The sequence below is a fragment of the Vibrio profundum genome, assembly GCF_050337555.1.
Classification (GTDB): domain Bacteria; phylum Pseudomonadota; class Gammaproteobacteria; order Enterobacterales; family Vibrionaceae; genus Vibrio; species Vibrio profundum.
The window spans coordinates 1-12702 of record NZ_JAKJTA010000008.1 but is presented as its reverse complement, the minus strand read 5'-3'; the positions used below and the strand labels follow the sequence as shown (position 1 = coordinate 12702).

10 protein-coding genes and 1 rRNA gene are annotated in these 12702 nt (G+C 45.4%); 6 read left to right on the top strand and 5 right to left on the bottom strand.

All coding sequences use genetic code 11. The annotated features are described in order from the left end of the window. Positions 1-197: 197 nt before the first annotated feature. Both L4C34_RS08815 and trpR read left to right on the top strand, forming a co-directional pair. Positions 198-2150 carry a transglycosylase SLT domain-containing protein gene (locus tag L4C34_RS08815; protein ID WP_428788976.1) on the top strand — a complete coding sequence of 651 codons (1953 nt, stop codon included), beginning with the start codon at positions 198-200 and terminating at the stop codon, positions 2148-2150. 66 nt (positions 2151-2216) lie between these two features. After that, positions 2217-2519, top strand: coding sequence for a trp operon repressor (gene trpR / locus L4C34_RS08810; protein ID WP_428788975.1), 303 nt, complete (start codon positions 2217-2219; stop codon positions 2517-2519). Positions 2520-2657: 138 nt separating this feature from the next. Here trpR and yjjX read toward each other — a convergent pair whose 3' ends face one another. From yjjX to bamD, 5 genes are all read right to left on the bottom strand, one after another. Further along, positions 2658-3191, bottom strand: coding sequence for an inosine/xanthosine triphosphatase (gene yjjX, locus L4C34_RS08805; protein WP_428788974.1), 534 nt, complete (start codon positions 3189-3191; stop codon positions 2658-2660). A 15-nt stretch (positions 3192-3206) separates the two neighbouring features. Next, complete coding sequence (pheA, locus tag L4C34_RS08800; RefSeq protein ID WP_428788973.1) at positions 3207-4385, bottom strand: prephenate dehydratase; 1179 nt, start codon at positions 4383-4385, stop codon at positions 3207-3209. 238 nt (positions 4386-4623) lie between these two features. Further along, on the bottom strand, positions 4624-4947 hold the full coding sequence (hpf, locus tag L4C34_RS08795) for a ribosome hibernation-promoting factor, HPF/YfiA family (RefSeq protein ID WP_428788972.1): 324 nt from the start codon (positions 4945-4947) through the stop codon (positions 4624-4626). Between the two features lie 283 nt (positions 4948-5230). Continuing rightward, positions 5231-6664: an MltF family protein gene (locus L4C34_RS08790; protein ID WP_428788971.1), complete on the bottom strand. Its 1434-nt coding sequence runs from the start codon at positions 6662-6664 to the stop codon at positions 5231-5233. A 93-nt stretch (positions 6665-6757) separates the two neighbouring features. Then, the gene (gene bamD / locus L4C34_RS08785; RefSeq protein WP_428788970.1) at positions 6758-7480 is read right to left on the bottom strand and encodes an outer membrane protein assembly factor BamD; all 723 of its coding nucleotides are present in this window, start codon (positions 7478-7480) and stop codon (positions 6758-6760) included. 136 nt (positions 7481-7616) lie between these two features. Here bamD and rluD point away from each other — a divergent pair, with 136 nt between their 5' ends. The 4 genes from rluD to L4C34_RS08765 form a co-directional block, all read left to right on the top strand. Then, positions 7617-8591, top strand: a complete 975-nt coding sequence (rluD, locus tag L4C34_RS08780) for a 23S rRNA pseudouridine(1911/1915/1917) synthase RluD (protein WP_428788969.1) — start codon at positions 7617-7619, stop codon at positions 8589-8591. 2 nt (positions 8592-8593) lie between these two features. Then, on the top strand, positions 8594-9316 hold the full coding sequence (pgeF, locus tag L4C34_RS08775; protein ID WP_428789146.1) for a peptidoglycan editing factor PgeF: 723 nt from the start codon (positions 8594-8596) through the stop codon (positions 9314-9316). Between the two features lie 108 nt (positions 9317-9424). After that, positions 9425-11998 carry an ATP-dependent chaperone ClpB gene (gene clpB / locus L4C34_RS08770; RefSeq protein WP_428788968.1) on the top strand — a complete coding sequence of 858 codons (2574 nt, stop codon included), beginning with the start codon at positions 9425-9427 and terminating at the stop codon, positions 11996-11998. Positions 11999-12627: 629 nt separating this feature from the next. Further along, a 16S ribosomal RNA gene (locus L4C34_RS08765) occupies positions 12628-12702 on the top strand; the annotation flags it as partial.

The window sequence follows — 12702 nt, the reverse complement described above, 5'->3', positions numbered from 1 at the left end:
GCTGCGATTTGTTATACGCTGGATGTGCATTTATGGATCAATGCATCAAGCTGACAATGAAAGCTTAAGAAATGTTATTACGCGATTAAAAAGCGTGGTTATCTGTACCAAGATAGATAATTAAAGCTAACTGAGTATCTCTCAAAAAGCGGAAATTTTTCTAAACTTAAGTTGGCTGATAGCAGGAAGGGAGTCCCATGTTTGTTAAGTATTTCTTTAAGTTACGTCAATTGACATTATGTTCCAGCGCCGTGGTTGTTGTCTTATCTGTTGCCGTGCAAGCAAGCCCAGTTTCAGATATTCAGCAACAGCGAGCAAGCTACGATAAAGCTCAGAAACTGCTGGATAAAAAACGTCTGCAAGACTACCAAGTGATACGGCCCAAACTGGTTGGTTACCCGTTGCTCGGTTACACCGATTACCGAGCGTTTATGCTTGGCTTATCAGATGAATCTCCTAAGCAAGTAGAAACTTTCATCGACACGCACCTCTCTTACCCTTTTTCGACTTCGATTCGGCCTGCCTACCTCGAAATATTGGCGCAACAAAAGAAATGGCGCTCATTATTGACCTTTCAACCAAACGTACCGAAAGGCGAAGCAGCGCAGTGTTATTATTATACTGCTCTGTATCATCAAGGTAACCAGAAGAAAGCATTTGCCGGGGTGAGCAAGTTATGGCTTTCTGGACAAAGTATTGCCAGCCAATGCGATGCTCTGATTGAAGCTTGGGGTAAAGCAGGGTATAAAACCGATGATGCAGTGCTCAAACGAATGCTACTCGCTTTCTCTGATGGCAATTCTAAGTTGATGAATTACTTAGCGAGACAAGTATCATCGAATCCAGCACGTAAACAAGCTCGAGAAATGCAGGCTTTGTATCGCCAGCCAGAATCCGTGCTGACGTTTGCTAAGCGCCACCTTAAAAATGATGCTTTTTATCAATCTCAAATTCATTCAGCAATTAAGAAACTTGCCAGACGAGATGCCCCCGCGGCACAAAAAGCGTTTGTTGAACTGCATTCACGCGCAGACTCTAATGCGGTGGATCAGCAAAACTTAGCAGATTTCATTGCTTACCGCTTGATGAATACCGACGAGCCAACATTGGCTGAGTGGCGAGATAAGGTCATCGCTTCATCCTCTGAAGATAAAATTAAAGAGCGACGTACTCGGCTGGCAATTCAGCAAGCGGATTGGCGCGAAGTTCCGCATTGGATAGCTCTAATGACACCCAATGCGCAAGGATCACTTCGTTGGCAGTATTGGCTTGGCCGGAGTGAAATCGAGTTGGGTGAATCAGATGAGGGCAAACAACGACTCGATAAGCTGATTGGTAAACGAAATTTTTATAGCGTAGCGGCCGCTGATGAAATGGGAAAAGCGTTTACTTACCCCACCAGTTCAGTGCAGTTTGATAAGCAGGTGTTAAAACCTTATCAAGCGACCTTAAATCGAATCGCAGAGTTGATTGCAAGGGACAAAATATCCGCGGCAAAAACAGAGTGGAATTGGTTGCTGGCTCATAGTGACCAGAGAGAAAAGAAAATGTTGGCCGTGTACGCTGCAGAAAAACAGTGGGCCCACCTCACTGTGACTGCCTCCATTTCTGCAAAATTGTGGGATAACTTGCAGCTGAGATTTCCGGTTGCGCATTTGTGGTGGTTTGATCATTTTGCAGAAAAAAACGACATGGACCCGATCACCTTGATCTCACTGGCTCGGCAAGAAAGTGCACTTGATGTGCAAGCTCGTTCGCCCGTCGGTGCAAGGGGCATCATGCAGATTATGCCGCGTACCGCCCAATATACCGCGAAGAAATATCGTATCCCTTATCGAGGTGCGCATGACCTGTATCAAGTTGGAAAAAACATTGAGATAGGTAGTACTTACTTGAACAGCTTGTTAAATAAGTACAATAACAATAGAGTTCTCGCGCTTGCGGCGTATAATGCCGGCCCTCATCGAGTGAAGAAGTGGCGGGAAAAAAGCGCGCAACATTTGGATGTTTTCGCCTTTATAGAAAGTATCCCCTTTAATGAAACTCGTGGTTATGTGCAGAACATCTTGATGTTCGAGACCTATTATCGAGATCTCATGGGTGTCGATGGTCAGTTTCTTACTGATCGAGAAGCCAAGGCCAAGTATTGATCCTCCAACATCGTGATAAGTATGGCTGGCCAGTGAAATGCCAGCCGACTTTACTTTAAGGAACGTATGTCTTTAGAACCAGAATTCCGAGATTGGCAGCAGGTGTTAACGCTGCTGGAGCGCGCTTTTGCGCAGGGTAACCATGAGCTGCTGCTTGAAGCTATGCTAACGAGCGATGAAAAAGAGGCGTTGATCACCCGAGCTAATATTTTAACTGAATTACTAAAAGGGAAAATGTCTCAACGCCAAGTCAGCCAGCTTCTCGGAGTGGGCGTCGCGACAATTACCCGTGGTTCGAATGCCTTAAAGGCGAAATCCGAGCAACAGAAAAAAGACATTGCTGAGTTGCTTCTGAGCCGCCCTGAGTAGTTAGCGGGCGGCATTGAATTGGGCAGTAAATCTCTCCGAGTTGCAACCTACTGTTAAGTAGTTATAAATCACGGCTAAATAGTTATAGGTTACTTCTAAATAGCAACGGCTAAATAGCTATACCTTACTGCTAAGCGGCTATAAGTTGCTAGTAAACAAAGCTGGGTTTGAAAATGGAATCAGTGCCAGAATCAAGGCTTGGTGATAGACCGAGCTACGCGTCAACTGATGCTGTGTCAGCAGGCCAATCGCACCACCTTTTTGTTTGATGTTGTCCGTGCCAAAACATTGGTCCATCACAGTACCAAGCTCTGTTCCTGCGTGTAATTTGTCGGTCACCGTTGGAGGAAGCATCAAGCTTGCAGAGCGCGATTCGCCGCGCTGGGTCTCTGATTCGATCACCATCCACGCAAAAGTGGTGTTGTTTGCTATCCCGGCTTCCACTCCCACATAATAGTCGGCACCTGTCGAACTCTGTTTCGCATTTCTGATTCGGTTAAGAGAACCTTGACGGGTCTCTTGATCTGACATCGGTTGGTCGGCGACCTCACTGGCCACTTTGACGCCTTGGAAGGTAAATTCTTGCTCCGGAAATACCGCTAGAAAAGCACTTTTCACAGCGTTTATCTTAGCTGGGTTTAGCGAGGTAATAATGACGTGTTTGATGTTCATCTTTTATCTTTATTTTTAATGGGTTGTCTTGATTTGTGTTGGCGCGACATTTTCACTTGGGTAACAGCCCAATACTTTGAGAAGCTTGGTCAATTTAGTGAGTTCGACAATAGCGAGCTGCATTTCTTCGCTCTTTAGATGCGCTTGTAAGTCCACATAGAACATCTCTTCCCAAGGGTTCCCTAAGATTGGTCTTGATTCCAGCTTGGTCATGTTGATGCCATATTTCTGTAGCACCAATAAGGTCTCGACGAGAGAACCTGCATGCTGAGATGTCGACATAGTCAAGGTTGTCTTCGCCGGAATTTGCGACGATACATCAACAGGTTTACGTGCAACCACGATAAAGCGGGTATGGTTTTCTGTTTGGTTGGCAATGCCACCTTGAATCGTCTGTAAGCCGTATAGTTTACCGCTGGAAGCATTACCAATGGCGGCGACATCGGGCTTATTTAGATCTTTCACTTTTTTCATTGCATCCGCGGTACTCGAGCATGTTTGCAAAGAGACGCCAGGCAGTTGGTTTAAAAAGGTACTGCACTGTTGGTGTGGCTGTGGGTGCGAGTAGATCGTTTTGATGTCTTCTAACCGGACTTCTTGCGTGCTAACTAAGCAATGCTCGATAGGCAAAGAGATTTCGCCCACGATATAGAGTGGGGTATGTTGCAACAAGTCGTAGACTTCGTTGATTGAGCCGGATGAGGTGTTCTCTATGGGTAATACACCGTAATCAGCATGCCCTGCTTCTACCGTGGTGGTTACTTGATTGAACTGCTCACAATTGAGCTCAATGAGGTCGGTATTCTTACGACTGAAATATTCGCGGCTGGCAAGGTGGGAGTACGAGCCTCTGGCTCCCAAAAAAGCGACTCTCGCCAGCGGTTTACGACTGTGTGGGTTCGCCAAGTTTTGTAGATAGGTTTGCTGTAGCAGAACAGAATCTTCAATGATGGTGTGGAATAGCTTGGTGATGTACTGAGCATCTAGCTCGTATTTGTCTTTTCCATTGTTAATCAGCTTAACCAGTAACTGCTGTTCTCGGCTGGCATCTCGCACGGGTTTTGCCGTTTCCACTTTGCTTTTGGCTACTTCAATACTCAACTTTCGACGCTCTGAAAGAAGTGCTAGTAGGTGATCATCTAATTCGTTTAGTCGTAAGCGAATGTCGTCGAGGGAGTATTGTTTGTCGGTCATGACAGCGTCCTTATAAAAAAACCTCCGGAAGGAGGCTTTCTGTTCGTTTAAAATCGTTTATGCGAACCACTTAGCCTCTAGCACTAATTTGAAAAAACGAATTAAAACAGAACAGTTGAGTTAGTAGCATTAATAAGATGAGAGTTGGTTGCACACCCAGACACAATAAGCATGCGTTTATAAAGCGTCAAGTAAAAAAATAGCGCCTTAGGCGCTATTGATTGTGAAAGGAGGGAAGTTATTCCATTTCTTCGAGCGTGCTTTTCTCAGCGCGTCGAGCGGTAGGTTTATGGCGAAGCTTATTCAATTGACGCTCAAGCTTTTGTTCTACATCGTTGACGGCCGCATACAGGTCTTCATTTTGCGCTGAAGCAACCAATTGACCTTTTGGTACAGTTACAATGGCTTCAAATTTTTTCTGCTTATTTGGCTCTTCGTTGAAGGTGGTCTGACAAGAGATAATGTCGGCCTGCCACTTATCGAGTTTTTTAAATTTGCTTTCTATATGCGTACGAATAGCAGAGGTAATGTCGATGTTTTTGCCAGTAATAGTCACTTTCATAGTTTTTTCCTCTGTTGCCACCGTGTTTGGTTATCTTCAGATTACCGAACTCGTACATTTATAATGTGATTTAGATCATTATTTTTGGCGAAAAAGTACTGGGGCTAGGCAAACGTGACCGTGAACAAAACCTATTGAGTTTCTTCGCAGAAATGCTTGAGTTTTAGGTGAAAATCATTAGATTGAAGTGGTTATGTACGTAAAAGTTTACTCTGTTTGCGTGCTCTTTTACGGCCTGAAAATCTTCCACTCATTCCTTCTTCTCATGATAGAGCCCTGATGTTCAATTGGTTGGCTTTAGGATCAGTTGTATTTTTGATTGGTCCGGCTTTGTTTGCTGGATTAGCACTATCTGTTTATAGATAACGTAATAGCGATTAATGTTGGCGACGTAATGAATGGGTTCTTTTCCCACGTTTCGACGAGTGATGATCTCAACGTTTTTAAACCATATGTCCGGATTATAGCCGTGCTTTTTGGCCAGCCTGCGCATTCTTTGAATTCGACCCGGTCCCGCATTGTAAGCAGCAAGTGAGAAATAAACTTGGTTGTCGTGGCTGATTGTTTGTTCGGTGAAATATCGCTCACGGATATGGTTCATATATTTGACGCCAGCGTGAATGTTGTTGTCGATTTGGTGTATGTTCGGAATGTTGATGTAAGGGTCTTTGGCTGTGCTGGGAAGCACTTGCATTACCCCAATGGCACCTTTATGGGAAACCTTACCCTGATCTAATCCCGACTCCTGAAAACCTTGCGCGGCCATCATTAGTGGGTCAAAGGTATATTGTTCACTGTACTTTTTGAAAATCAACGACATCGAATTTAACTTGGCTATTCCCCGCGGGTTGATTGCGCGTTTTAGCCAGTTGGTATGGTTGAGGTATTTATTATAAATCACGTTGCCCAATAAGGTACCTGCTTTGGCATTTTTGAGATAACGATTGACCATTTTTTGTAGCTCCGGTGATTGCTTCCTTAGCGCCCACGCTATTTTACCATTACGGCGGATAGGCAATTGCTGGTGAACTTGAATGTTATCCATCACTTTCGACCATATTTTTGCCTTATGGCTATCAAGTACCGTCGCCCCAATATGACCGCTATTGACCAGTTCCATCAACTCATAATCTTGCAGTGTTTCTTCGATAAAATAGATCAAAGCGGGGGCTTTATTTGCGCTGCTAAGCAGGGCATTGATTCGTTCTAGATCTTCAAAGTAGCTGGAACTTGCTCTAACCCAAACCTCTTTACCGCTGAGCTGCTCAATTGATGTGATGGCTGGCATGTCCTTACCGGTAATAATGAATTCATTGACTTCATCGAGTACAGGATCACTGAAATCGACCTTTTCCAGACGTTGCAGAGTGATAGTTAAGTTCGCCACGGATAAATCGCCATAGCCCTGGGCTAGTAAGGGGAGCAGCTGATCACGAGTGACAGGGATCATCTGTAAATTAAGATTGGGGTGCTGTTTTTTTATGTGTTTTTCAAAGTGAAATAAGAGCTCGGCAATGATGCCTTTAGGGCGTCCACCTTCGATGTAGTAAAACCCGAGATCAGCGGCAACTAAAATACGGATCACGCCTTTTTTCTTTAAGACAGGTAAGTCCCCTAGATAGGGGGTTTGCTGTAGCGGAGACAGCGTTAGTGATGAGGCAGGTTGGCCCCAGATAAGTAAAGTGATGAGCAGTAGAGAATGAGTGAAGTAACGCAACGCACTTAACCTTTTTATGAACGCATCAATAAAAGGTTAAGTGCTAACTAGGTTTTCGGCAAATGTCTGCCAGTTTTGGCAGGTCGTGGCTCGTTAAGGATTAAGCTTGATCATTTGCTCAGTGTTGGCCGTTGGCGTCTTTAGGTTTAACTTTTTGTACGCTTCAAGCTGAAGCTGCAGCGCTTTTCTTGCCGCATCAGTATCAGGGTAGGCTTTTTGCAGTTGCTGAGCGCGGTTAATGGCCGCGATCCATGCTTTACGCTTGACGTAAAACTGTGCGGTTGCCAGCTCATAGTTAGCCAATCGGTTTTTCAACGAATACAGACGCTTTGCGCTATCGGCAGCATATTGGCTGTGCGGGTAGCGAGTTAACAGTTTTTTGAAATCGGAAAAAGCGGCCACGGCGGGTGTTGGATCTCGGTCGCTTCTATCGACATCAAACGTCTCTTGTAGGAAGTTAGTGTCTTGGGCCATGTGGGTTAGCCCGCGCATGTACAGCACCCAATCAAGTTTTTTACTGGTTGGGTTGAGGCGCGTAAAGCGATCAATCGATGCCAGTGCTAGCGGGAGTTGGTCATTACGGTAATACGCGTAAATCAGATCGAGCTGGACTTGATCCGAGTAGGGACCAAATGGATAGCGAGAATCGAGCGCTTCAAGTTTTTCGATAGCTGTTGTTAGATAGCCACCTTGCAAGGCTTCATTGGCTTGCGCGTAGAGTTGAGCTGGTGGTAAATCAGGAACGACTTCTTTGCTGCTGGAGCAGCCAAATAACGTCAACAGTGCCACTAAACCGAAGAGAGAACGTTTTTTCATGTGTTAGGTCGAATCCTTGAGTGTAATTATTTCTGTAGCTTTGGTTACTTTCATATCAGTAACAGATACAATATCGAAATAGTCTATTTTTCCACAGTAGTGAGCATTAGTCTCACAGTTTTTAAAAAAGTTCGATATGAGCCAACAGATAGAATTAACTAGTACCATTAAAATTAGTCAGTTAGGACAACGCTTAGACCAAGCTGTTGCCGAGATCTTCACTGACTTTTCACGTTCACGCCTAAAAGAATGGTTGCTTGCGGGCAACATTAAAGTCGACGGTGAAGTGATTACTAAGCCTCGCACTAAAATGATGGGCGGTGAAGCGATCACCCTGCTTGCAGAAATTGAAGCAGAAGACCGTTGGGAAGCCCAAGATATCCCACTCGACATAGTGTATGAAGATGAAGATATCTTGGTGATCAACAAGCCGAGAGACTTCGTTGTTCACCCAGGAGCGGGAACGCCGGACCGCACAGTGCTAAATGCGCTGTTGCACCACTACCCAAGTATTGCGGAAGTGCCAAGAGCTGGCATCGTACACCGTCTTGATAAAGATACGACCGGCTTGATGGTCGTTGCGAAGACTGTCCCTGCGCAAACTCGTTTAGTGAGAGCCTTGCAAAAACGCAAGATTACTCGTGAATATGAAGCGATTGCGATTGGTCGTATGACTGCGGGTGGCAAAGTAGAGCAACCAATTGGTCGCCACTCTACCAAGCGAGTTTTGATGGCCGTTACGCCGACAGGCAAAGAAGCAGTGACTCATTATCGCGTCGCGGAACATTTCCGTGAGCATACTCGCATTCGCTTGCGCCTAGAAACAGGGCGAACTCACCAAATTCGTGTGCATATGTCTTACCTGCAGCACCCGCTACTGGGTGATACGCCTTATGGTGGCCGAGCGAGAATCCCGAGTGGGGCGTCAGAGCAGCTAACAGATATGATTCGCCAATTTGATCGTCAAGCGCTGCACGCGGCTATGCTACGTTTTGATCATCCGGTCACAGGTGAGTTGTTGGAGTTCCAAGCGCCAATCCCTGACGATATGGTGGCAATGACTGAGGCACTTCGCGAAGACGCTAAAGATAATTATTTGGACGAATATTAGTGATGATTGTGCCAGCATGGAAGGCACCTAAGACAGTTAAAGCGTTCGCATCGACACGTTATGATGGTTATTCGGTTGGCCCTTATCAAGGGCTGAACTTAGGCCAGCATGTTGGTGATGACGTCGAGACAGTCCAGCGTAACCGATCTAGGTTTGCTGAATTGGCAATGCTTCCATCTCCTCCCGTTTGGTTAAATCAAACGCATTCGACGGCTATGATCGAGCTGTCTAAGCCGGCTCATGAGATACCGGATGCGGACGGTAGTTATAGCCAAATTGCTGGGGTGGTATGTACCGTGATGACCGCCGATTGCTTACCGATACTGCTTACCGACACGGCAGGCAGTCAAGTTGCTGCCGTCCATGCCGGATGGCGCGGTTTAGCGAATGGTATCGTTGAAAAAGCAGTACACACATTCAATGGCAATGTATTGGCTTGGCTAGGTCCTGCGATTGGCCATAACAGCTTTGAAGTTGGTCATGATGTGCGTGAGACGTTCTTATCTCACGATGGACAAGCGGAAAAAGCCTTCGTCAGCCGCGGCTCGAATGGTAAGTGGCTTGCCGATATGCAGCTTTTGGCCAAGCAGCGATTGTCCGATGTTGGCGTAACTAATGTAACCTCCAGCAATATGTGCACCTATCAAGACTCAGAACGTTTTTATTCCTATCGCAGAGATGGAGTGACAGGCCGTCAAGCAAGCTGCATCTGGATTGATTCATAATCACTGTCCTACCTTTATATCGTTCCATACAAACTTGAAAAATGACTATTGAGCACCCACCTTATTGTTAGAAAACAATAAATCCAGCATCGAAGCTCGGAGGGTGCCATGCGTCTCGATAGATTTACCAGTAAGTTTCAAATAGCCATCTCAGATGCCCAGTCGCTCGCATTAGGGCGAGACCACCAATATATAGAACCAGCACACCTTATGGTGTCACTGCTCGATCAAAGTAGCAGCCCGATTCGCCCTCTATTAACTATGCTCGATGTGGATGTGAGTCATCTTAGATCTAAGCTCGCTGAAATTTTAGATAAACTGCCTAAAGTCAGTGGGATTGGTGGGGATGTCCAGCTCTCTACCGCGATGGGCACCATGTTCAACCTTTGCGATAAGGTGGCGCAAAAACGTAAAGATAGCTATATCTCCTCAGAAGTGTTTTTGTTGGCCGCTCTGCAAGATAAAGGTGCATTGGGTGATTTACTAAAAGATGTCGGGATCACAGAGAAAAAGTTGTCTCAGGCAATAGAAAAAATTCGTGGTGGCCAAGCTGTCAACGATCCCAACGCAGAAGATCTTCGTCAAGCCCTCGAAAAGTTCACTATCGATCTAACAGAGCGTGCTGAACAAGATAAGCTTGACCCTGTCATTGGCCGAGACGATGAAATTCGCCGTACGATTCAAGTTCTACAGCGTCGAACCAAAAATAACCCTGTGATCATCGGTGAGCCAGGAGTAGGCAAAACTGCGATTGTGGAAGGGTTGGCGCAGCGTATTGTGAACAACGAAGTACCAGAAGGGCTAAGAGGACGTCGAGTACTCTCACTTGATATGGGGGCCTTGGTCGCAGGTGCAAAATATCGCGGTGAATTTGAAGAACGTTTGAAATCTGTGCTTAACGAATTGGCCAAGGAAGAAGGTAACGTTATTTTATTCATCGATGAGCTGCATACTATGGTTGGCGCAGGTAAAGGTGAAGGTTCAATGGATGCAGGTAATATGCTGAAGCCTGCTTTAGCGCGCGGCGAGCTGCATTGTGTCGGTGCGACAACCTTGGATGAGTATCGACAATATCTTGAAAAAGACCCAGCCCTTGAACGACGCTTTCAAAAAGTGCTGGTGGACGAGCCCAACGTAGAAGATACCGTAGCGATACTACGTGGGTTAAAAGAGCGCTATGAGCTTCACCACCATGTCGAAATTACGGATCCTGCGATTGTCGCCGCGGCGAGTTTGTCTCACCGTTATGTTTCGGATCGTCAGTTACCCGATAAGGCGATTGACCTTATCGATGAGGCCGCGTCAAGTATCCGAATGCAGATTGACTCTAAGCCTGAATCGCTAGACAAACTCGAACGAAAAATTATTCAGCTCAAAATAGAGCAACAAGCTCTGACAAATGAACACGATGGAGCCAGTACTAAACGTCTCAGCGTGATCAATGAAGAGTTGGCGAGTAAAGAACGTGACTTTGCTGAGCTGCAAGAAGTATGGAACACAGAAAAAGCAGCGCTGTCTGGTACTCAACATATTAAAGCTGAGTTAGAAAACGCTCGGATGGATTTAAATATTTCGCGCCGTGCTGGTGACTTAAGCCGGATGTCGGAATTGCAGTATGGCCGGATACCAGAATTGGAACGGCAGCTTGATCTCGCAACCCAAGCCGAAATGCAGGAGATGACTCTGTTAAAGAATAAGGTAACGGATGCTGAAATTGCTGAAGTCCTATCCAAACAAACGGGGATTCCGGTTTCAAAAATGTTGGAGGCAGAAAAAGAAAAGCTGCTACATATGGAAGAAGTCTTACACGACCGAGTGATTGGGCAGGCTGAAGCGGTGGAAGTGGTCTCTAACGCTATTCGTCGTAGCCGAGCGATGTTATCCGATCCAAATAAGCCGATCGGGTCGTTTTTATTTTTGGGCCCAACCGGTGTCGGCAAAACGGAACTGTGTAAGACGTTGGCAAGCTTTATGTTTGATAGTGAAGACGCCATGGTTCGAATTGATATGTCAGAGTTTATGGAAAAACACTCTGTGGCTCGCCTAGTCGGCGCACCTCCTGGTTACGTCGGTTATGAAGAAGGGGGTTACTTAACAGAGGCAGTACGCCGCAAACCTTATTCAGTCATCTTACTCGATGAAGTGGAGAAGGCGCACCATGATGTGTTTAATATTCTTCTACAAGTATTGGATGATGGTCGACTTACTGACGGTCAAGGTCGTACGGTCGATTTTAGAAATACTGTTGTCATTATGACGTCCAATCTTGGCTCAGAACAAATCCAAGAGCATTTTGCTTCCTCCGATTATGAGGGGATGAAAGCTCAAGTGATGGATATCGTCAGCCACCATTTCAGACCTGAGTTTCTGAACCGAATCGATGAAACTGTGGTGTTCCACCCTTTAGGTCTCGATCATATCAAGTTAATTGCTTCTATTCAGTTAGAACGCTTAGCTAGCCGAATGGACGAAAGCGGTTATAAGCTGAAAGTGAGCGAGGCGGTTCTAGAGTTGATTGCTCATGTGGGGTTTGATCCTGTATTTGGAGCAAGGCCGTTAAAACGGGCAATACAGCAAGAAATAGAGAACCCATTAGCGAAAGGTATTTTGGCCGGCAAGCTAGATCCGGGAAAAGTGATTAAGCTAGAGGTTGAAGATGACGGCATCGTGTCGAAGCAGTAAACAATCGAAGCAGTAAATAAGTGTAGTAAAGCAGTAATCAAACTATTGAGAGGGGCATTAGTGCCCCTTTTTGTGTGATTTTACCTCACTTTGTTCAATGTGTGAACGAACGCGCCAAATTTAACAAAGTTGTGTGAATTACCTCTTGCCAAGCCGTAGTCGATCTCTATAATGCACCCTCGCTGACACGGGAAAGATTCACAGCTTTCTAGCTGAGAATAAAGAACGAGTTCGCAGGTCATCTAGCTAAGCCAAGTGCTTAAGAAGTTTTGAAAAAAGTGGTTGACACTCAAGCTTAACTCGCTAAAATGGCTGTCCACTTCGAGAGTGTCTCGAAGTAAGCTCTTTAACAATTTAAACCTATCAATCTGTGTGGGCACTCGTTGATGATAATCCAAAGGCTTTTCTGTTCTTTTTATAAAGAGCGGTCAAGCAGCTTCTTAGAAGCACTTTAGGTATCAATGAACTGAGTGACCAATACGAATAATGACTTTCTTTAGAGAGAGGCGTTATTTGGCACAGTCAATTCATTACCATTCTGTTGGAATGGTAATAGCTTTAAAGTTACATTTTCATGTTTACATGAAGATTAGTTTTGAAGTCAGTATTCATTGAGCCGACAAAATCTTAAATTGAAGAGTTTGATCATGGCTCAGATTGAACGCTGGCGGCAGGCCTAACACATGCAAGTCGAGCGGTAACAG